This is a genomic window from Clostridium sp. CM042 (assembly GCF_055080995.1).
Genome location: NZ_CM143646.1, coordinates 3,105,948 through 3,126,093, shown reverse-complemented (window position 1 = coordinate 3,126,093; position 20,146 = coordinate 3,105,948). Strand labels below are relative to the sequence as shown.

The window sequence follows — 20,146 nt, the reverse complement described above, 5'->3', positions numbered from 1 at the left end:
ACCTTAACTACATAATTGAAAACTATAATAACATAAGAAAGATAAGAAAAAGAAGGAGGGTAACAAATGAATTTTATTAAAAGAGCAATACTAAGTGTTACTAAAAAGAAAAGTAAAACTGTACTATTAATTGTGATGTTTTGTGTCATAGCTACTATGGTGCTAGCTGGATTAACTGTACAATCAGCTACTTCTAAAGTTGGTGATCTTGCTAGACAAAAACTTGGAGGGTCTGTATCTCTTGCCCCTGATTATCAAAAGCTAAATCGTGGAAAAGCATCAGATGATCTACCTAAGCTACATATGGAGGATATAGATAAACTAAAATCCTTAGAGCATGTTAAATCATATAATTATTTACGGTCAACAAATGCTATGGCAGAGAACTTTGAACCTATTAAAGCGAAAAAAAATGACAATAAGGATAGTGAAATGAATCAGGCATTGCCTGAAGGTATGTCTATTCCTGATTTATCAGTGGAAGGTACTTTATATTCAAATCTTCATCCTGATTTTACTGAAAGAAAAAGTAAACTGGTTGAAGGACGAAATTTAACAAGTAGCGATGAAGGAAAAAATGTAACAATGATAAATAAAAAACTAGCAGATGCAAATAATTTAAAGCTTGGAGATAAAATAAAAATAAAAGCTGGACACGGAGAAGAAACTTTAGACTTAGAAATTGTAGGATTATATACAGCTGAAGAAACTAAATCTGATCCTATGCTGGAAGCTGGGATGGCTAAATATACTTTTTCGAATCCTTCTAATAAAATATATACACCTATTTCTGTAGTATCCTTAGGTGATTCTTCATCTAAAGGTACTATTCAGAAAGCTACTTATTTCTTGGATGATCCTATAAACATTGAAAATTTTAAAACAGATATAAAAAATTCCGGTATAGCACTAGATGATTTCAAAATAGATGCACAAGATGAGCTGTATAAAAAGATGATGGCACCTATTGAAAGTGTTGGATCATTTTCAAAAACCATAGTTATTATAGTCGCCATTACTGGTACAGTAATTTTATCACTTTTAATAAATTTATCACTTAAAGACAGAAGATATGAAATTGGTGTATTGATGTCTCTAGGAGAAAGTAGATTTAGAATTATTGGTCAATTATTATTAGAACTAATAATTGTTGCTACCATAGCTTTTAGTATAGCTACATTCACCGGCAATAAGGTATCGCAGAAAGTAGGTAATACTTTATTACAAAATGAAATAAAGGCAAATGAAAAGGAAAAAACAGAATCACAATCCCAGTCATTTACGATGAGTGTGATTGGTGGACTAGAGACTGATGCTATAGACAAAATGGATGTTAGCGTGAGTTCAAAGGATTTACAAAAATTATATCTAATGGGATTCATTATAGTGATTTTAGCAACATCAGGTTCAGCTGTTTCAGTGCTTCGATTTAATCCAAAAACCATATTATCTAGAAATGATTAAGGAGGCTTTATAAAAATGAATACAATATTAGAATTTAAAAATGTGAGTTATCATTATCAGGATGGTTCAAAAAAAACAACGATTTTAAAGCAAATAGGTTTTAAGTTCGAAAAAGGAATTTTTTACACAATACTTGGCTCCTCTGGTTCAGGAAAAACTACATTTCTTGCTTTAGCTAGTGGTTTAGATACATCCGAAGCTGGAGAGATATTATATGAAAAAAAGAATATAACAAATATAGGGCTTACTAATTATAGAAATAAATATATTGGCATAGTATTTCAATCCTACAATTTAATACCTTATATGTCAGCTCTACAGAATGTTTTAACAGCAATGGAAATAACAAAGAACAAAATAGAAAATAAAAAACAAAAAGCTTATGATTTACTAGAAAAGATGGGCTTAACAAAAGATGAAGCCCATAGAAACGTATTAAAGCTAAGTGGTGGACAGCAGCAGAGAGTAGCAATAGCACGCGCTCTTTCCTCAGAAGGAGATTTGATAATTGCAGATGAACCAACTGGAAATCTTGATGCTGATATCGCAAGTGATATAGTAACTATATTTAAATCACTTGCTCATAAAGAAAATAAGTGTGTTATAGTAGTTACGCACTCTAGTGAAGTAGCATCCCAGTCAGACGTTATACTTAGACTTAAAGGTGGCGTGTTAGTTAAAGCTTAAATTTGATATGCTCCCCTTAAAGTAGACAGATTAAAAAATAAAAATCTGTTACTTGAAGTTTTTCTTTGTTATAGTCAAATATAATTTGGGAAGTGTCTAAATTAATATTATTAAAATAAAACTTCATTAAGAAAGAACGAAAGTAACACAATAGTAATTGTGTTACTTTCACTTTGTGTCTATCACCCATCCCTTGAAAATTTCATTTTTAATATAACATATCGTATTGACTTGTTACGTTTAATGTATTATATATGTTTTCCTAAATATCAAATACTTGCAGCAGCTCCGCCTTAACTATACTAGGAAAATACATATCCCCATAAATTATATTTACAGATTAAATTCCTCTGCAACTACCTTTATAGCCTTTAATTTATCTCCAGTTTTAATAGCACAAGTAATTCTTATTTCTGATGTAGTAATCATTTTAATTTCAATATTGTTTTTGTTAAAAACCCTAAACATTCTAGCTGCTACTCCAGAGGTTGTCTTCATTCCTAGCCCCACCACTGAAAATTTAGTTATCTCCTCATCAACTATAACTTTATTATCTGCTATTAAGTTATCTATAATTTCTAAACTATCCTTTAAGCTCTCTTTAGGTATAGTAAATGATACACTTACCCTTCCATCTATAGGTGATGTTTGACTTATCATATCTATATTGACTCTTTTACTTCCTATCGCTTCAAATATAGTAGACAATATATTCACATCTTTAGGTATACGCTGAAGTGTTACTGCAACATCCTCATCACTAGTTGCTATTCCTGTTACTGGTTTATTTTCCATATTCATATTTTTTACCTCCTTAATTACAGTTCCTTTAATATCACTATTACTGAGCCCTACATATATAGGTATACTATATTTTTGGGCAAGTTCTATAGACCTTGAATGCATTATTTGAGCTCCCAAACTTGCTAGCTCGAGCATCTCTTCATATTCTATTTCATCTAATTTTTTAGCCACACTGTATGCTCTAGGATCTACACTATATATTCCAGAAACGTCCGTATATATTTCACATCTGCCCTTAAGCTTCACAGCCAAAGCAACTGCAGTAGTATCAGATCCACCTCTGCCGAGTGTTGTAATATCCCCTTCTCCATTTATTCCTTGGAAGCCAGCAACTATTACGATTTTGCCTTCTTTTAAGCTTTTTTTAATCCTGCCACCGTGTATATCTTCAATTAACGCTTTACCATATTGTCCACTAGTCTTAATCCCAATTTGGTATGCAGTATAACTTATGGCATCATATCCAAGTCCCTTAATTGCCATAGCTAAAAGTGCGCTTGAAATTATTTCACCTGTTGATAATAGAACATCCAATTCTCTCTTATCTGGTTTTTCTCCTATACCTTTTGATAGAGATAATAAATCATCTGTAGTGTCCCCCATAGCAGATACTACTATAACTAAATCTGTATCTTCATTTTTCCTCTTTACTATACTTTGTGCAATCCCTTTAATTTTCTCTGTAGTTCCTACAGATGAACCTCCATATTTTTGAACAACTACTGCCATAATCAAATCACTCCTATTAATTATCACCTTCGGTGCTGTTTATCACCTTTGGTGCTATTTATCACCTTTTGTGAGATTTAGAACTCTTATATATTGTTCCAAAAAAAATAAATACAGCAAAGGAACACCTTTGCTGCATAAAATACATGTTTTTATACAAACTTCGTGTACCTTGTAGCTCACCACTGAAAAATCAGTGACAATTTTACATATATTATATGTAATCTCAGAAAATAATTTCACCAAATACATTTTCTTCGGCCATAGCTCCTTTTCTTATTCATCTTAGCCTGTCAGCTCCGAACAAGTACTCTTAGATACAGCACCTCTACCCTAGGTAGTTTACTTATTAAATTAGTTATTATATTATCACAGTATGTTTATAAGTACAAGCATTAATTACAGATGTTCTTACTAAAATATCTATCTCCCCTCTCAGGCAGTATTGCAACAATGTTCCCACCTTCAATGGTTTCTCCAAGTTTTATTGCAGATACTATGGCAGTCCCTAAAGAACTGCCTACAAATAGCCCCTCTTTACATTGTATCCTTAATTGATAGCTGCAGTTTTGCGAAGATATTTACACCTTCTTTTACACCCAAATTATTTAGCTTAATAAGTGGTGTATTTCCTATAATATTTAATATACTATTTATATATCTCACTGCTAACACCTCTACTAAGAACTAATTTTGCATATTCTTTTGCACCATCTAAGGAATGATCTCTATAATTTCCACATTGAACTTCATTGGCTGCTGGGATTTCCTCTGTTTCTATTACCTTTTTTAATCCATAATTTAGTGCTTCTATAACCCTATCTACACTGACATCATTCCATACGATCATGTAAAACCCTGTTCTACATCCCATAGGTGAAATGTCTATAATTCCGTCCATTACTTCTCTCATATATCCAGCAAGCAAATGCTCTAAAGTATGGATAGCTGATATATTCATAAACTCCTTGTTTGGTTGCATAAATCTTAAGTCAAACTTTGTTACTTTATCGCCCTTTTCCCCTATCTTTACCTCACATTTTCGTACAAAAGGTGCCACAACCTTTGTGTGATCTAAGGAAAAACTTTCAACTTTAATCATTTACTCTTACCTCCTTATTTGCTACTGCAATGAAAATGCCAGTTTCAGTATATTCGCCTTTGCTAGAAAAACCTTTGCACCTTAAATCTGTATTCTCAATGTTAACTATATTAAACCCTGCGCCAGTTAACCACTCTTCCATCTGATTATTTGAAAAACCAAGCCATTCGTCAAACATTTCAGTCCTTGCCCACTGCCCATTATGCTCTTCTACATCCGATATTATTAAAGTCCCACCTTTTTTAATTATTCTGTGCATCTCTTCAATAGCTTTTTTGGCATCGCTCACATGATGGAGAGCCATATTAATGAAGACCACATCTACAGACTCATCAAACAAAACCAAGTTGTCTATGGATGATTTTATTGGATATACATTATCGAATTTTTTAGTTTCCATTAATTTTTTGGATTCTTTAAGCATATTTACTGATTGATCTATAGAAAACACAATGCTTGCATCTAAGGCCAGTGCTAAGGATAAAAATCCAGTGCCGCATCCGAGATCAGCCACTACCTTATCTTTTATACTTACTTTGGATAATACCTTGTACTTTAACCTTTCATCAAAATACTCACTTCTTATTACGTTCCAACTTTTAGCTATTTCGTTAAAATAATCTAATGAACTCATAATATTACCTCCATTTATTTATTTTTAAGATTAAATTTTACATCTTATACTTAAAAAATAGTGTTAAGGCCAAGCTTTTTTTAAATTCAAATATTTTTGGTGTCAAAAAAACACCGTCTCATTTTATAGAGGCGGTGTTTTTACACTTCGCGGTCCACTCTAATTAGATATAGAATCTCACTTAAATCCAAGCACAAAATGCTTTATCGTTTTAACGGGCGAACCCGTAGTCCCCTACTATAATTTCAGGTCCATGCTCCAAAGGGCACTTCATATATATTTAGGTAAAAGCTTCTCAGCATCGCTTCCTCTCTGTACCCATGCAATATACTACTTTCCTTTTTCATTGCATTTCCTAGTATTCATATTGGAATGGTTATATTTTTATTATATGCCATATTTTATTTTTGTCAACCTCAATCTTAAAATAATAATTTACTATTATTTAGAATATATACAAAACATTTTCAACAGGAATATAAAATAATTATAATCAATTTCAACATCTATGAATAGTATGTATTGATATGATGAAATGGAGTGTGATATTATGCAAGGTACTATTAAAAATTATTTCCCCGGTGGCAATACTTCAAGAGGATTCTATTCCTACTATAGGTATATACTAGGGCAAGATGAAGCAAGAAGAATAATATGTATAAAAGGAGGCCCTGGAACAGGTAAATCATCCTTAATGAAGAAAGTTTCTAAATACTTCAATGAAAAAGGCTATGATATAGAACAACATCACTGTTCTTCCGATAATAATTCCCTAGACGGAATAGTTATAAAAAAACTTAACGTTGCAATACTCGATGCAACAGCACCTCATATAGTGGATCCTATAAATCCAGGAGCCGTAGATGAAGTTCTAAACATGGGAGATTGTTGGGATGAAGAAGGCTTTAAGAAATATAGACATAAAATAATTGGCATAAATAAAAAAGTTGGCAAAACTTTTAAAAGGGCCTATCGATTCTTTGGAGCAGCTAAATTAGTTTATGATGATTGGCATAACTATAATGATGAAGCCTTGAATATTAATAAATTAAACATACTGAAAGAAAATCTAAAAGAATCTTTATTTACCACCCCACCATCCACTATAGGCTATGATAGACATTTATTTGCTACAGCTTTTACACCTAACGGTATTGTCACTTATATTGAAAACTTAAGTGCAGGTTATAAGAATATTTATGTATTAAAAGGTGGCCCCGGCACTGGCAAGTCAGACGTATTAGAATTTCTATCCACCGAAGCCTTAAGGCGTGGCTACTATGTAGAATTTTTTCATACTCCACTTATCCCCGAAAAAATTGAGCATATATTGATTCCTGACTTAAATGTTGCAATTTTGACCTCTAATGAAATAAATAATTTAGATATTCCAGGTATTGTAATTAATATGGAGGATTGTTTAAATCTAAGTACACTTGAAAATAACAAAGATGAAATAGAATATGATGCAACTGAGTTTTACACGCTATTAAACAAGGGGTTAGCTACAATAAAAGAAGCTAAATGTCTACATGACGAACTTGAAACTTACTTTATACCAAATATGGATTTTTCTAAAGTGGATGCAGTATTCACAGAGATCATTAAAAAGATAAACGGGTATGAAGAAGATTATTTAAATTGTAAACACTAAATGAACAGCAAAGATTGCACAAAAATACACTGTAGAATTTTTTCTACAGTGTATTTTATGCTTAATATCTTTTGATCTCTAATTGTAATTATAGGTTTAATATGCTCTACTTTTTTGGAAGTAAATCACCTGTTATATATATATTTTAATTTTTTCTATTCTTCTTTGTTTAACTTGCTCTATTTTAAATATTACATTCCCATATTCAATAGTTTGGGTTTCATTTTTCTTTGGAATACATCCTATAAGGCTAATTAAAAAACCTCCTATAGTATTGTAATTCTTCGACATTAAATTTAAATCAAGATGATCATTCAATTCGTCTAAAGAAAGTAATCCATTCACTATATAAGTATTATTATCAACTTTTCTTATATCAGGTTCGTTATCATCATATTCATCTTCAATATTTCCCATAACTTCTTCTATAAGGTCTTTAATAGTAACTACCCCTGAAAATCCTCCATATTCGTCTATAAGTACTGCCATATGATTTTTAGATCTTTTTAATTCTCTAAATAATTCATCTATATTTTTACTTTGATAAACAAGGTAAGGAGAATGTAATATATTCTTAATGTTTACATTTTCAAAGCCCTTAATGCGAGCCTCCATTATAAAATCTTTCATGTGAAGTATTCCTATAATATTATCAACATCACTATCATATACTGGCACTCTTGAATACTTTTTCTCTAATAACTCATCTAAGAACTGTGTAACATGATCATTTATATCAATCAAAAACACTTCAGTTCTTGGAGTCATAACTTCTCTAGCTGATTTATCATCGAATTCGATAATGTTATTTATCATCTTTTTGGCAGTTTCGTTTATAGCGCCGCGTTGTTGTCCAACTTCTATAAGTGATTTCATTTCCTCTTTTGATAACTTTTCCTCTAATTTTTCACTATTAAGACCAGTAATCTTAACTAAAACATCAGTGGATGCTGAAAGTAACATTGCAAAAGGAACCAGTAGCTTAGATACATAGAAAACAGGCACTACGCAAAACATTGCAATAGCTTCTGATTTTTGTAGTGCTACTCGCTTTGGAAACAATTCACCAAATACAAGTGTTATATAACATAGACCAATTGTTATGCTAGCTAAAGCAATTTGCTTACTATAAGGTACAAACAAATTGTTTAAATATCCTGAAAAATGATTAGATATTCCAGTAGCCGCAGTTGCAATAGAAAAAAATCCAGCAAGCATAATTCCAATTTGAATAGCCGATAAAAATTTTGTTGGCTCCTCAATAAGTTTTACTAATAGCTGTGCTTTTTTGTTATCCTCTTGCGCAAGATGCTTAATTTTATTTTTGCTAAGTGATGTTATTGCCATTTCCGCCGATGCAAAGAATGCATTTATCAGTGTTAAAATACCAATTATTATAAATTGCGCCATTATATTATTGGGCGCAGGGTCGGGGTCTGAATCCATTAGAAATTCCTCCTCTTAAAATAAAAACTTTTCATACTATAATGATATCACAAATATTGTATTCTTTATTGATAATATGAAAATTAATATTTAATTATATCTAGTTTATCGCAATTATATCAAATAAAGTATGTTGTGATATATACTTTAATGCAATATGTTATAATATTATAATCAGATGAAACAGCCCAAATAACATTATAGACTCATAGGAGGTAAATAAATGGATAAATCAAAAGTATATTTTACAAACTTAAGAACAAAACCAGGATGCAATCTATTAGATAAGCTTCAAAAACTCGTGGTAGAAACAGGTATAAAAAGTATTGATTTCAAAGATAAATTTGTAGCTATAAAAATTCATTTCGGAGAACCAGGAAATCTTTCCTACATTAGGCCAAACTATGCTGCAAAAATTGTTAAACTTGTGAAAGAACTAGGCGGTAAACCTTTCCTTACTGATTGCAATACACTATACACGGGAAGAAGATCTAATGCTGTAGACCATATTGAAGCCGCTATGGAAAATGGTTTTAATCCGATTTCAGTTGGATGTAACTTAATTATAGCTGATGGATTAAAGGGTGGGGATTATAGAGAAATTCCAATTAACCAAAAACATTGCAAAACCGCTAAAATAGGTTCAGCCATTGCTGATTCAGATATAGTTATTTCTATGACTCATTTTAAAGGCCATGAAATGACTGGATTTGGTGGAACACTAAAAAATTTAGGTATGGGCTCAGGCTCTGTTGGAGGCAAGCTTGAAATGCATTCTGCATCAAAGCCATTTATGAAACATCGTAAATGTGTAAGCTGTGGTCAGTGCATTAAAAATTGCCTACATGAAGCAATTACCTTTAATGAAGATAAAAAGGCAACTATAGATTATGATAAATGCGTAGGCTGTGGTCAATGTGTTGCCGTATGTCGCTATGGCTGCGCAACAGTAAAGTGGAATGAATCTGCTGATAGCGCTAATGAAAAAATTGCAGAATACACCTATGCAGTTATTAAAGATAAGCCACATTTTCATATTAGTTTCATTATGAATGTTTCCCCTAATTGTGACTGTTCACCGGAAAATGACGTTGCAATTGTTCCAGATATAGGAATAGCTGCATCCTTTGATCCAGTAGCCTTAGATCAAGCTTGTGTTGATATGGTTAACAAGGCAACTGCATTAAATGCAACCGAGCTTTCCGATAACCACTATCATGAGGGAGACGATAAATTTTCTACTATACACCCTGATACAAATTGGAAAGTAGGACTCGACCATGCAAAAGCTATCGGAATTGGCACTGACGAATATGAACTAGTAACAGTTAAATAAAAAAGAAAAAAGTATATATTACTATTAATGCATTCACTTCGCTAAGAACTACTAATTTTATTTTTAGTTAATTTGCTAAAAAACATAAACTCGCTATAATCTGTACCCTTTGTCAAGGACAATTAGAAAAAACTATATTGAATTATAAAGATGATTTCTGTATTGAACAGGAGTCATCTTTTTCAAATCCCATTGATATCTATATCTATTATAATAGATCATATATTTTTTAATTTCTTTCTTTAACTCTACTAATGTTTGACACTCTTTTATGTTTGCCTCATCTTTGAAATGACCGAAGAATGATTCCTGTGGAGCGTTATCCCAACAGTTTCCACGTCTTGACATAGATTGTCCTAGTCCACAACTTTTAACGAGATTTTGAAGGATTGGACTTGTATAATGACAACCTTGATCTGAGTGAATAAATGCATCTTTAGATATTTTAATATTTCTATTCTTTTTTAGCTTTAGTATAGTATCAGTGACTATATCCATCTTAATATTAGCTGACACATTATATGCCAGTATTTCATTTGTAGAGGAATCCTTAATCGTTGATAAATACGCCCTATGACCCTTTCCATAAAACAAATAAGTTATATCTGTAAGCAATACCTTGCCAGGTATATTTTGCTTGAAGTTTCTATTTAATAGATTTGGTAAAACAGCATGTTCGAGGGTGGCTTTCATCATCCTTTTATAAGGATTTGCTTTTCTAATAGGACATACAATTTGGTATTTCTTCATTATCCTACGGATACGTTTCAAATTGTAAACGATACCAAATTCGCCTTCTAACGTCATTTTAATTTGTCTAGCTCCTTTTTTGCGGCCTTTAAAGTTATATGCTTTTAAGATAGTATCTCGCACTATTTGATCATGATCGTCACGTTGATTCCTAACTCCTTGTGAACTAACTGAGAAATAGTTGTAGTAGCCTGAACGGGATACCCCCGACACACTGCATAAATGGCTAAGCATATTTCTGAGTTTATATTTTTTAATTTGTGAATTGATAAGAATATATTTTTCTTCTGCTACTAATATTATTTTTTCTTTACCAGCCTTCTTTCTAGGATGTCGATTTTTTTTAGTAATTCATTCTCAGCTTTAAGTAAATTAACTTGGACCTTAAGACGTTTATATCTTTCTTCTATGGGAAGATCTTTCCCTCTTGATCTTCCGCACATTGATTTCCTTGTATCATTCAGTCCTATTACACCTTTTTTTCTATATGCAGTCCGCCATCTGTAAGCTGCTGATCTAATTCGATCATTTCCAAGAACGTCTATATCAAAACCATATTCTTTAAATATTTCTTTTATAGATTTGCCCTTTTCATTCTCTGTTACAAAAATGCGTTTATATTCATCAGTGTAAGTTATACCTTTAATACTAACATTTGTTACATATTTATTTTTGGATAACACTTTCACTTCTTTTTCTGTAAAATTCTTAATGCTCATTTATTCACCCCTAATCCTTTATTCCATTATACATAGAAAAACCCCATAGGTTAGTTTTTTTTAAATCGTCTACTCTATAGGGTACATTTTACTAGCGCTCAAACATATGTTTTTCGTAACGCATCTTAATTAAAAGTAAAATAAGAAGTTCTAAAGCTTGCTTCAATGCATTATACGTAATACATACTTTTTTTTGCGCATAAAAACATTGGTTAGCAAATGAAAATTCCTAAATGGGATTTCAATTGTTTCTGCGCTTCTTATTTCACCGCACCTAGGTGCGAAGTTACTTCCGGAGAAACTTCATACTATATCATATTTACACTAATATGTATCTAGTATGGATGGCATATAAGGAAATAATAAATCTCAATAAACCCCACAAAAAAAATCTTTTAGCCGGTAGGCTGCAGATGTGGTACCTATGCTTTGAATTTAGTATTCATAAAACAAGAATTTCTACATGACATTTTAAGAGTTTTCTGTGACAACATAAAACTCAGCCTTAACTCTCAACTATAAAAAAAGTTATCCACATTGTTTTCCGCAAGCTGTTTCCTATATAATAAAAATATTTGTTAGCAACCCTGGTAAGTCAGTAACTAACCTTCCTTCTAATTCTTAAATAGTAGCTTAGAGATTTTATAATAAAACATCCAAATTCAACCATGCACACCAACATTACTATTAACGCTATTAATCCTGTCCGCATTACTGGAATACCTTCTAAATACATTTTTATGTTAACCCCGATTATAAATAAATACATTATAATTAAAGGTATAAATAAAATACAATACACCATACATTGCTTTTTTGCATGTTTAAGTATATGACTAATGTCTGAATATAACGCTGGCTTTTCATCCCAATATTCTTTTCCCCATAACGTATGTTTTATAAAATTTGAATAACTTGTAAATATCATATTCCACCCGCTAGACTTATGAAATTCGAAATAGCTATCATTTACAGTAATTTGAAAATCCAAAGAATATTTAACGTTTCTTGGTTCACCCTTCATAAAGTAAAAAGTATTACCTGACCTGCTCATTCTATACAAGTTGTAACCCTTCATTTCCATGTTTTCAAGCCATTCTTCTGTTATATCTGGAGAGTAAAACCAACATAGTTTAATTTTCTTAATAACTTTTCCATCTTTACGTAATTTTCTCTCTTCTTTATGATCTAAAATTGTGTCTTTCGGTATTGTAAAGTTTACATTTAAATCTGTATTATTTTCCATGCGAAGCTTCTTATCTGATTTATTAAGTATTATCATAATGTAAAATAAAAAAAACAAAACTAATACCATTAACATCATTGATAATTTAGCCCCTGGCATAAAAGTAGCATTTAAAGAATCATCATTAAGATTAAAAAGTAACTCCGTAAGAAAAATCATTGGCACTATTGATATAATTATCCACATTGAAAGTAGTGTTCCTATAGAGTATTTTATAATACGACTTCTATTTAATAGACTTTCTCTTGGAGGCTGTATTTTTATTTGAGATTTATCATTTTCATTCGCTAATATGTTCCATTTTTTCTTTGAAAAAGCACTATACCATCCGTTTTTCATTAATGATTTCGAAGTAGCATTAATCCCTGATTTATGATGACAAATTCTATAGTATATTTCTTTGTTTTCACCTTTTCCAAAAACAAATACTTTAGTTACAGCTTCAATTTTTTTCAAGTGATAACCTTTGGCAGACATTTTATACAACCAATTTTCAGTTTCTATAATATCAAGGCTCCAAAATGGTCTAAATACCCTTTTACTCATAAAAGTCCCCCTCAAATCTTACTGCATTTTCATAAATTTCCTTTATTCTCTCTATTTCCATAAGAATAAGTTTTTTACCTATTTCCGTTATTTCATAAACAGTACGTCTTTTCTCGTCTGAAAAAACAGAAATTATGCCCTTCTCTTGTAACTTTGTAAGGGTTCCATAAACCGTTCCTGAACCCAACTTAATTCTACCCTTCGTTATCTCTTCCACATGTATTATTATTCCGTAACCATGTCTAGGCTCCGCTAAAGATAGCAAAATATAATAAGCTGTCTCAGTCATAGGCAGGAATTTTTTAAATATTTTATCCATATAACCCCTCCGTATTAACCTTAAGTCTAGTTGTTATATGTCACGACGTGACATGTAGTATCTCGACTATATCATATTACTCTATAATTGTAAAGTAATATGGTGCGACAAGAAGTCGCTAATTAGTAGTGTTTTGTGAGAAACTGCGTTAGTTACTAAACGTATCCTCGCTCGAAACTGCACTCCGAGTAATTGGTTTGTAGGTTGCATGAGAGTTAATTACCTAAGGTGATTGCTTTACGTAGGAGTAATACTGGGTTAGGGGAAAAATGGAAAGTATAAACGAAAGTTGAACCTTTGTAATCTTCGTCATTTACGATAGGCGTACTGCGGAGTAACAAGCTTAATATGGATAGGAAAGATTGTATCGCATTCCAATCGTGCAGTAACCCATATATCCATCGGAGTATAGAGGGATGCTTCCCCATTTGAATCTACTAATAGTGGAACTTGGTAAACCCTTTGTGTTCCTCAATAGAGGTAGGGTAATCGAAAGAAAGCTACAATACCAGAGGGCAAGGGATTGTGGAGAAAGCGAATGCCAGTAGGACGAAAGTTCAGGGGGGAAAATAACCCGCTGGATAGGGTTTATTAACTCACTCGAAAGAGGGCAGACTTCCACGTGGTCATCAACATGAAAGAAAACGTAAAGAAGAATCTTTTTAAGGAGAGACATGTTATGAAAACTATTAATAAATTTAATACGTCGGCTGTTTCTCCACATATAGAGAGCTGGTCACTAATAGACTGGAAGAAAATATATGAATATGTGAAGAAACTTCGCCAACGGATTTTTCGTGCCGAACAGTTGGGACAGGAAAGAAAAGTAAGAAAGCTTCAAAGGCTAATGATTAAAAGTAATGCTAATTTGCTAATTTCAATAAAAAGAGTTACACAAATTAATAAATGTAAAAAAACAGCTGGTGTTGACGGTCAAGTTGTAATCACTTCAAGTGATTTCATGCTCTACACTTCCCTTAGTATTATAATTAAGTCATTTATAATACATTCAAATTAACAAACCTCCTAATGTGATATATTTATAACTTATTAAGGTATAGTGTATACTACACAACATCACCTGAAAATATAATTTTTATATTAAATCTTAGATATAAATAAAAAGTAACCCCAATTCAACATAATAATAAATTATCTTGAATTGGGGTTACTTTTAGAAAATAATAATTTTAAATTTAAAAGATAAGTTTTAAAAACAGAGTATATTTATAATGTTAAAGAATGACCAATATCCTCAAAGTGAATGTAACTCAATTGGTATTGTGTTACATTCAAAATATCAATACACGCTTAATAAAGTAACCCCCTATCTAATTATATGAGATTACTTGTGACGAAATATAATAATATTATGACATAACCATTATACTTTGTTTTGGTGATAGTATTGGAACTGAAAATCACGTATAAAGTGACTATTGCTAAGGCTTATATTTAAGTACCGAAAACGAAATTTTATGGAATTACATTCCTTAATATGGGTTTTGTCAATTCCCTTGTTTCCGCCCCTAATAGAAATCGTAATGAATAAAATATCTACCCACCTAACTAAGATATTTTAGTTATATTTATTTAATTCTGTTTCAAAGCTATTAGATAAATTCACAAGGCCTTCATAAAGGCTCTGATCTACACCGGGACAATGATTGTATCGTTCTATATAACCTTTCATATTATCTATTAAATTTAAATAACCATTTAAATCATTTGGCATATATTTTTTATTTTCCATCAAGAACATTCCATAAACGGTATCAAAACTCCTCATAGCATCTTTTTCTTTTTCTGTAGCATTTTCCCATTTTTCTCTCCAGGCTTTACGAACTATTCCAGGAGCTGTATTAGGTGGAAATGTTATTTCATCTCTTTTAAATTCTTCAAAACTCTTGGCAGAGTGAGCCATGTGGCTTTTTTGGTATAGTTCATATACTTTTTTATCTTCTTCCTCACTAATTTTTTTATCGTCGATCTCCAAACTATTTTTTTTATCGTCAATCTCCAAACCGATTTTTTTATCTTTATTATTTTCTAAATATTTATGTGTGTAATTTCTTGGTTGAACCTGATTAATTATTGAATTCATTATATCTCCTCCATTTATATATATAATAAACCTCAGTATTTTTAACCGAGGTTTATTATATAAGCTTTTATTCAAATTTCCATATCTAAAGTTTATTTATTTTAGCAGTGTCTGTTTTAATTGGATTGGGGAAATTTGTTCCTGAACATGTAAATTTAATAGTGTGCATTCCTTTGGTTAAATTATCAATTTTATATATAATATCCCACCCCGCTACTACCCTGCCGTAATAGGTATTTTCTATTATAGGTGTACTTTTAACTTCTTGGAAATTATGCCTTACCCCATCCATTGTTATAGATACATTACCTTGTCCCATTTGGTTAGTTTGTATGTATATTGTTCCATCTGTTTCAACTGCATTACCTGGAAACGGTTGGAATTTCTTTACATTAAACATATCTTGGTCTGCCATTCCTGTTATTTCATAATGTGTTACAGGTGGTGCAGTTGGTGCAGCGTATGCTTCTGTTTTTGGAATGGCAAGTAACATCCCTAGAGCTAGTACTAAAACACTAAATATTTTTACTGATTTTTTCATTTTTAAACATCTCCCCCTAAATATATATATAAATCAATTTAATTATATATTTAGTAAAATATATTGTCAATTACAAAAATATACAATAACACTCGCAAAACTACATATTATATTGCAAATAGTACAATTAAATCTGTCACCATAGTTATACAAAATGTATTCCATATTAAGTTACTTTTTTATTTTTTTCCCATTTTATTTATAAAATTCAAAGAACTAAACTCAGTATTAATATTTAATTTGTATAACAGAACAAAACAAAAACAACTAATTATAGCAATAATAAATATACACATAATTGGTAATAAAGTAACGCCATTTAATAGGTTCAAAATTATTATTAATCCGAGTACAAATACCACAAGTATTAGAGTAGTTTTTAGCGCAGTAAATATTTATAAAATTTCCCGTTCGTCTCTTTTTATAGAAAACAATATATTTCTTGCCATATTCCATATAATCAATAATACTCCTTTGTTTAATTATTTAGAATGTAAAATTATAATCATAAAGATGAAAGCATGTAGAGATGCGAGAGATAGTATATAATGAGTTTTACAGAATCTTAGTTTATATAATAAAAAACTCCCATAAGCAGGCCAGGACGGCCTGCTAGCACTTCTGAGACAGGACGTCGAATAAGTGCGTTAGGGAGTTTTTTTGGAATAAACTTAGATTCTGTTAACGAATTTTCTACTATCAAAGCATCCTACATGCCGAATCTTCATGGTATACTTCCTTCTTAATATTCAACATTTCTTAGAGATAGTCCTTTTGCCTTTGCCATCGGTATATATTCTGATGCTGTTTCTTCATTTAGTAATTTTTCTATATCCATTGCCTTAATTTTCCCTTTACCCACTTCTAAAAGACTTCCTATAATAATTCTTACCATATTCCATAAGAATTCATCTGCATTGATTTCTATTTCAATAATGCCTTCTTTTTCTGTTATATTTATATAATTGATAGTCTTAGTAGTTGATTTAGTATTTGTAGATACTGTCGCTAAATACTTAAAATCATGAGATCCAACTAAAGACTCTGCTGTAATTCCCATTTCTTCTAAATTAAGATTCATCTCAGAGTGATAAACATACTTTCTATTAAATACATTTCTTAGTTCATTATTATTTATTTTATACACATAAGTAATTGATTTTATATTATACCCTGCATGGAACTTTTCACTTGCATCCACCATGGATTTCACTACTATGTCCCCTGGTAAAAATTCATATAAACATTCTCTCATCTCATCCATGCTTAACTCACAATTAGTATGAAAGTTTGCCATATAATTTTCAGCATGTACTCCTACATCAGTTCGCGCGCAGCCTGTAACCTCTGTAGGTTCTCCTGCCATTTTAGATAATGCACCTTCTAGTTTACCTTGAACCGTTAAATCGTTATCTGATTGTTTTTGCCATCCTTTATATCTACTTCCATCATATTCTAATATCATTTTTAAATTTCTCATATATATCCGCCTTTAACTTTTTTGATTATTCATGTTTTAATTTTACCCAATGAACATTTTAATTATAACTTTTCTATTAAAATAAAGCTAATATATTTATCATTATTTTTAGATAGGGTAATGTATTCATGGAATAAACTTAGAGTCTTTTACCGAATTCTCTCTAACAGTACTTGCCGAACCTTCATGGAATGATTTAATTTCATATACCCTAGTTTCATAAGGTCTTAATTTTATATTCACACTAGCGGCGTAACCTTCCACCACATAATTTGATAGCAATAGTTTAGCCTTTTCATAATGGATATGCTGTGGAAATTCAAATATTGGTTCATTTCCAAAGAAATTAACTATGATTAAGAGAATCTCCCCCTCTAATTGTCTTAGATATGCATATATTTCCTCATGTTCTCTATTAATCTCCTCAAAGCTTCCATATACCAATACAGCCTTATTTTTTCTTAAAGCTATCATTTTTTTATAATAATTTAGTATTGAATTTGAGTCTTCTATTTGTTCCTCCACATTAATTTTTCTATAATTTGAATTAACTTTTATCCAGGGGGTGCCAGTAGTAAACCCTGCATTTTCACTATTATTCCACTGCATTGGTGTTCTTGAGTTATCCCGTGACATATATCGTAGTCCCTTTAGATAGTTTTCTTCACTTACTAACCCACCCTTAACTAAATCTTTGTGTTTATTAAACACAGCCACATCTCTATAATCTTCTAATTTAAAGTCCCAAGCATTGGTCATTCCTATTTCATCTCCATAATAAATAAAAGGAGTTCCCTTTTGAGTCAATTGAAGACAAGCTAACATTTTTGCAGATTCTTTTAAATAGTTCTTCTCTTCTCCTAGTCTTGATATAGTTCTTGTAGTGTCATGGTTCGAGTAAAATAAGGGGCACCAACCTTCTTCTTCAGGCCTTCCCTGCCATCCACTCATATTTTCCTTTATATCTTTTATTAAGTTTATAGGTTTCCTTTCCCAATCAGTTTCCCCTCTACCCACACTATGCATATCAAAATGGAAGGTGAAGTCTAATTCACCTTTATCTTTTCCCGTATAAACATGGGCATTTTTATAGTTTACTCCACCCGTTTCACCAATTACTACATGATACCCAGTGTTAAATACCTCTTTTCTTAATTCTTTTAAATAATCATGAACTTCAGGTAGATTTTGTACATATTTTACAAAATTACCATATACATGACCTTCTTCTATTATTCCATCTGGAAAGGAATGATCTTTTCCGAGATGATTAATAGCATCCATTCTAAATCCATCTACCCCTTTTTCCATCCAGTACTTTATCATATTCTTTATTTCTTCTCTTAATTTTTCATTTTTCCAATTTAAATCTGGTTGTTTCTTAGAGAAAATATGAAGATAATATTCTTCTGCTATCTCGTCATATTCCCAAGCGCTGCCTCCAAAAAAAGACCCCCAATTATTTGGAGGGTTACCCTTTGTACCTTTATTCCAAATGTAATAATCTCTATAATCATTATCTTTGCTCTTTCTACTCATTTGGAACCAAGGATGCTCATCAGAAGTGTGATTTATTACCAAATCCATCACTAACTTCATTTTTCTAGAATGAAGTCCTTTAACTAACTCATGAAAATCTGCAAGCGTCCCGAATTCATCCATTATGTCTCTAAAGTCGCTGATATCATATCCATTATCGTCATTAGGTGATTTATTTATAGGATTTAAATACAATATACCTACTCCTAAGTCTTTCAAATAATCTAGTTTTTCTATTATCCCTTTTAAGTCACCTATTCCATCACCATCTGAATCCTTAAAACTTCTAACATATGCCTGATATGCCACTGCTTCCTTCCACCATTTCTTATCCATGGTTATCCCCCTCTTCAATTTTATTAGGTTTAGGACTTATGCGTAATTGCTATTTCTATACACGGTTGGAGAAACCCCCACTATAACTTTGAAAGTTCTACTGAAATGGCTTTGGTCATAAAAACCCAATAAAATTCCAATATATAAAATGCTTTCATCTGTACTGAGCAGTAGATTTTTTGCCCTGTCTATTTTTATTTTTTGCACATATTTCATTACTGAAATACCCATCTTCTTTTTAAAGCAATCGCTTGCATAACCCACTGAAATGTTTAAATCTCTAGCTAACTTATCAAGCGAAGAGTGATTTTCAATATTAATATGTATGTATTGAAGCATTTTATTAATCATAAAATTATCAGTGACTTCAATATCATTTATTAAAATATTAAAATATGCTGTGACCATGCTAATTTCTAAAGCTTGTAACTCAATTAAATCAGTAATACCTTGGACTTTATCATAGAATTTATTATATAGAGGATGCAGCGCACTTTTTGATACACCATTTTTTATAATTTCCTTTGTGTATATAGCATTCCAAATAATTAAATCATTTTTTTTATTACTAACGGACTGTCCATTTTCTTTTTCCTGTAGATGTTTTTCTTTTATGGTGCTTAATACTTTTGGTATATTTTTTGATTCGATGAAAAATGATATATCATTATTAAAAATATAAATATCTGATTCAAAGGTCTCCAGCATAT

General features: G+C 31.2%; 18 protein-coding genes, 1 pseudogene, 1 riboswitch and 1 other annotated feature. Of the genes and pseudogenes, 5 read left to right on the top strand and 14 right to left on the bottom strand.

Going from position 1 to position 20,146, the window contains the following annotated elements; all coding sequences use genetic code 11:
* Window positions 1-66: 66 nt before the first annotated feature.
* Both ACWJJ7_RS14900 and ACWJJ7_RS14895 read left to right on the top strand, forming a co-directional pair.
* A complete protein-coding gene (locus ACWJJ7_RS14900; RefSeq protein WP_462962782.1) occupies window positions 67-1,464 on the top strand; it encodes an ABC transporter permease in 1,398 nt (465 codons plus the stop codon).
* Window positions 1,465-1,479: 15 nt separating this feature from the next.
* Window positions 1,480-2,151 carry an ABC transporter ATP-binding protein gene (locus tag ACWJJ7_RS14895; protein ID WP_462962781.1) on the top strand — a complete coding sequence of 224 codons (672 nt, stop codon included), beginning with the start codon at window positions 1,480-1,482 and terminating at the stop codon, window positions 2,149-2,151.
* 333 nt (window positions 2,152-2,484) lie between these two features.
* On the opposite strand, the gene ACWJJ7_RS14890 is transcribed toward ACWJJ7_RS14895, so the two are convergent.
* The 5 genes and pseudogenes from ACWJJ7_RS14890 to ACWJJ7_RS14870 form a co-directional block, all read right to left on the bottom strand.
* Window positions 2,485-3,684 (bottom strand): aspartate kinase, encoded by a 1,200-nt coding sequence (locus tag ACWJJ7_RS14890; protein WP_462962780.1) that lies wholly within the window; start codon window positions 3,682-3,684, stop codon window positions 2,485-2,487.
* A gap of 167 nt (window positions 3,685-3,851) precedes the next feature.
* A riboswitch (Lysine riboswitch) is annotated at window positions 3,852-4,023 on the bottom strand.
* 56 nt (window positions 4,024-4,079) lie between these two features.
* A pseudogene (locus ACWJJ7_RS14885) lies at window positions 4,080-4,223 on the bottom strand (cysteine synthase); the annotation flags it as partial.
* Entirely contained in the window at window positions 4,222-4,350 is a 129-nt protein-coding gene (locus ACWJJ7_RS14880; protein ID WP_263492407.1) for a hypothetical protein, read from the bottom strand. The gene ACWJJ7_RS14880 and the pseudogene ACWJJ7_RS14885, both read right to left, overlap by 2 nt.
* A complete protein-coding gene (locus tag ACWJJ7_RS14875; RefSeq protein ID WP_462962779.1) occupies window positions 4,334-4,786 on the bottom strand; it encodes an S-ribosylhomocysteine lyase in 453 nt (150 codons plus the stop codon). Before ACWJJ7_RS14875 ends, ACWJJ7_RS14880 begins: the two co-directional genes overlap by 17 nt.
* The gene (locus tag ACWJJ7_RS14870) at window positions 4,779-5,420 is read right to left on the bottom strand and encodes a class I SAM-dependent methyltransferase (RefSeq protein ID WP_462962778.1); all 642 of its coding nucleotides are present in this window, start codon (window positions 5,418-5,420) and stop codon (window positions 4,779-4,781) included. Before ACWJJ7_RS14870 ends, ACWJJ7_RS14875 begins: the two co-directional genes overlap by 8 nt.
* Window positions 5,421-5,544: 124 nt before the next feature.
* Window positions 5,545-5,776 (bottom strand) — a binding site (T-box leader).
* A gap of 194 nt (window positions 5,777-5,970) precedes the next feature.
* Between ACWJJ7_RS14870 and ACWJJ7_RS14865 the strand changes: the two genes are divergently transcribed.
* The gene (locus tag ACWJJ7_RS14865) at window positions 5,971-7,074 is read left to right on the top strand and encodes a PRK06851 family protein (protein WP_462962777.1); all 1,104 of its coding nucleotides are present in this window, start codon (window positions 5,971-5,973) and stop codon (window positions 7,072-7,074) included.
* A 132-nt stretch (window positions 7,075-7,206) separates the two neighbouring features.
* Here ACWJJ7_RS14865 and ACWJJ7_RS14860 read toward each other — a convergent pair whose 3' ends face one another.
* Window positions 7,207-8,520: a hemolysin family protein gene (locus ACWJJ7_RS14860; RefSeq protein ID WP_462962776.1), complete on the bottom strand. Its 1,314-nt coding sequence runs from the start codon at window positions 8,518-8,520 to the stop codon at window positions 7,207-7,209.
* 223 nt (window positions 8,521-8,743) lie between these two features.
* Here ACWJJ7_RS14860 and ACWJJ7_RS14855 point away from each other — a divergent pair, with 223 nt between their 5' ends.
* Entirely contained in the window at window positions 8,744-9,856 is a 1,113-nt protein-coding gene (locus tag ACWJJ7_RS14855; protein WP_462962775.1) for a DUF362 domain-containing protein, read from the top strand.
* A 132-nt stretch (window positions 9,857-9,988) separates the two neighbouring features.
* Here ACWJJ7_RS14855 and ACWJJ7_RS14850 read toward each other — a convergent pair.
* From ACWJJ7_RS14850 to ACWJJ7_RS14840, 3 genes are all read right to left on the bottom strand, one after another.
* Window positions 9,989-11,325, bottom strand: a protein-coding gene (locus ACWJJ7_RS14850; protein WP_462962368.1) for an IS3 family transposase whose coding sequence is annotated in 2 segments (ribosomal slippage) — window positions 9,989-10,944 and window positions 10,944-11,325 — 1,338 coding nt in all. Because the reading frame shifts where the segments join, the coding sequence is not laid out codon by codon here.
* Between the two features lie 595 nt (window positions 11,326-11,920).
* Window positions 11,921-13,117: a DUF2812 domain-containing protein gene (locus ACWJJ7_RS14845; protein ID WP_462962774.1), complete on the bottom strand. Its 1,197-nt coding sequence runs from the start codon at window positions 13,115-13,117 to the stop codon at window positions 11,921-11,923.
* Window positions 13,110-13,436, bottom strand: coding sequence for a PadR family transcriptional regulator (locus ACWJJ7_RS14840; RefSeq protein WP_462962773.1), 327 nt, complete (start codon window positions 13,434-13,436; stop codon window positions 13,110-13,112). The genes ACWJJ7_RS14845 and ACWJJ7_RS14840 overlap by 8 nt, the downstream gene beginning before the upstream one ends.
* A gap of 679 nt (window positions 13,437-14,115) precedes the next feature.
* On the opposite strand from ACWJJ7_RS14840, the gene ACWJJ7_RS14835 reads away from it, so the two are divergent.
* Window positions 14,116-14,454, top strand: a complete 339-nt coding sequence (locus ACWJJ7_RS14835) for a reverse transcriptase N-terminal domain-containing protein (protein WP_462962772.1) — start codon at window positions 14,116-14,118, stop codon at window positions 14,452-14,454.
* Between the two features lie 561 nt (window positions 14,455-15,015).
* On the opposite strand, the gene ACWJJ7_RS14830 is transcribed toward ACWJJ7_RS14835, so the two are convergent.
* The 5 genes from ACWJJ7_RS14830 to ACWJJ7_RS14810 all read right to left on the bottom strand — a co-directional run bounded on the left by ACWJJ7_RS14830 (window position 15,016) and on the right by ACWJJ7_RS14810 (window position 20,144).
* Window positions 15,016-15,540 (bottom strand): hypothetical protein, encoded by a 525-nt coding sequence (locus tag ACWJJ7_RS14830; RefSeq protein WP_462962771.1) that lies wholly within the window; start codon window positions 15,538-15,540, stop codon window positions 15,016-15,018.
* Window positions 15,541-15,625: 85 nt separating this feature from the next.
* Window positions 15,626-16,081, bottom strand: a complete 456-nt coding sequence (locus tag ACWJJ7_RS14825) for a hypothetical protein (protein ID WP_462962770.1) — start codon at window positions 16,079-16,081, stop codon at window positions 15,626-15,628.
* Between the two features lie 742 nt (window positions 16,082-16,823).
* Window positions 16,824-17,561: a tRNA pseudouridine(38-40) synthase TruA gene (gene truA / locus ACWJJ7_RS14820; protein WP_462962769.1), complete on the bottom strand. Its 738-nt coding sequence runs from the start codon at window positions 17,559-17,561 to the stop codon at window positions 16,824-16,826.
* Between the two features lie 126 nt (window positions 17,562-17,687).
* Window positions 17,688-19,436: a glycoside hydrolase family 13 protein gene (locus ACWJJ7_RS14815; RefSeq protein ID WP_462962768.1), complete on the bottom strand. Its 1,749-nt coding sequence runs from the start codon at window positions 19,434-19,436 to the stop codon at window positions 17,688-17,690.
* Between the two features lie 36 nt (window positions 19,437-19,472).
* Window positions 19,473-20,144, bottom strand: a complete 672-nt coding sequence (locus ACWJJ7_RS14810) for a helix-turn-helix domain-containing protein (protein ID WP_462962767.1) — start codon at window positions 20,142-20,144, stop codon at window positions 19,473-19,475.
* Window positions 20,145-20,146: the final 2 nt, after the last annotated feature.

What these genes read in the sequence shown, in the direction of transcription:
- ACWJJ7_RS14895 (WP_462962781.1), top strand. Translation starts at nt 1,480, where the DNA reads ATGAATACAATATTAGAATTTAAAAATGTGAGTTATCATTATCAGGAT.
- truA (WP_462962769.1), bottom strand. Translation starts at nt 17,561, where the DNA reads ATGAGAAATTTAAAAATGATATTAGAATATGATGGAAGTAGATATAAA.
- ACWJJ7_RS14870 (WP_462962778.1), bottom strand. Translation starts at nt 5,420, where the DNA reads ATGAGTTCATTAGATTATTTTAACGAAATAGCTAAAAGTTGGAACGTA.
- ACWJJ7_RS14855 (WP_462962775.1), top strand. Translation starts at nt 8,744, where the DNA reads ATGGATAAATCAAAAGTATATTTTACAAACTTAAGAACAAAACCAGGA.
- ACWJJ7_RS14845 (WP_462962774.1), bottom strand. Translation starts at nt 13,117, where the DNA reads ATGAGTAAAAGGGTATTTAGACCATTTTGGAGCCTTGATATTATAGAA.
- ACWJJ7_RS14875 (WP_462962779.1), bottom strand. Translation starts at nt 4,786, where the DNA reads ATGATTAAAGTTGAAAGTTTTTCCTTAGATCACACAAAGGTTGTGGCA.
- ACWJJ7_RS14830 (WP_462962771.1), bottom strand. Translation starts at nt 15,540, where the DNA reads ATGAATTCAATAATTAATCAGGTTCAACCAAGAAATTACACACATAAA.
- ACWJJ7_RS14890 (WP_462962780.1), bottom strand. Translation starts at nt 3,684, where the DNA reads ATGGCAGTAGTTGTTCAAAAATATGGAGGTTCATCTGTAGGAACTACA.
- ACWJJ7_RS14900 (WP_462962782.1), top strand. Translation starts at nt 67, where the DNA reads ATGAATTTTATTAAAAGAGCAATACTAAGTGTTACTAAAAAGAAAAGT.
- ACWJJ7_RS14815 (WP_462962768.1), bottom strand. Translation starts at nt 19,436, where the DNA reads ATGGATAAGAAATGGTGGAAGGAAGCAGTGGCATATCAGGCATATGTT.
- ACWJJ7_RS14865 (WP_462962777.1), top strand. Translation starts at nt 5,971, where the DNA reads ATGCAAGGTACTATTAAAAATTATTTCCCCGGTGGCAATACTTCAAGA.
- ACWJJ7_RS14835 (WP_462962772.1), top strand. Translation starts at nt 14,116, where the DNA reads ATGAAAACTATTAATAAATTTAATACGTCGGCTGTTTCTCCACATATA.
- ACWJJ7_RS14810 (WP_462962767.1), bottom strand. Translation starts at nt 20,144, where the DNA reads ATGCTGGAGACCTTTGAATCAGATATTTATATTTTTAATAATGATATA.
- ACWJJ7_RS14840 (WP_462962773.1), bottom strand. Translation starts at nt 13,436, where the DNA reads ATGGATAAAATATTTAAAAAATTCCTGCCTATGACTGAGACAGCTTAT.
- ACWJJ7_RS14825 (WP_462962770.1), bottom strand. Translation starts at nt 16,081, where the DNA reads ATGAAAAAATCAGTAAAAATATTTAGTGTTTTAGTACTAGCTCTAGGG.
- ACWJJ7_RS14860 (WP_462962776.1), bottom strand. Translation starts at nt 8,520, where the DNA reads ATGGATTCAGACCCCGACCCTGCGCCCAATAATATAATGGCGCAATTT.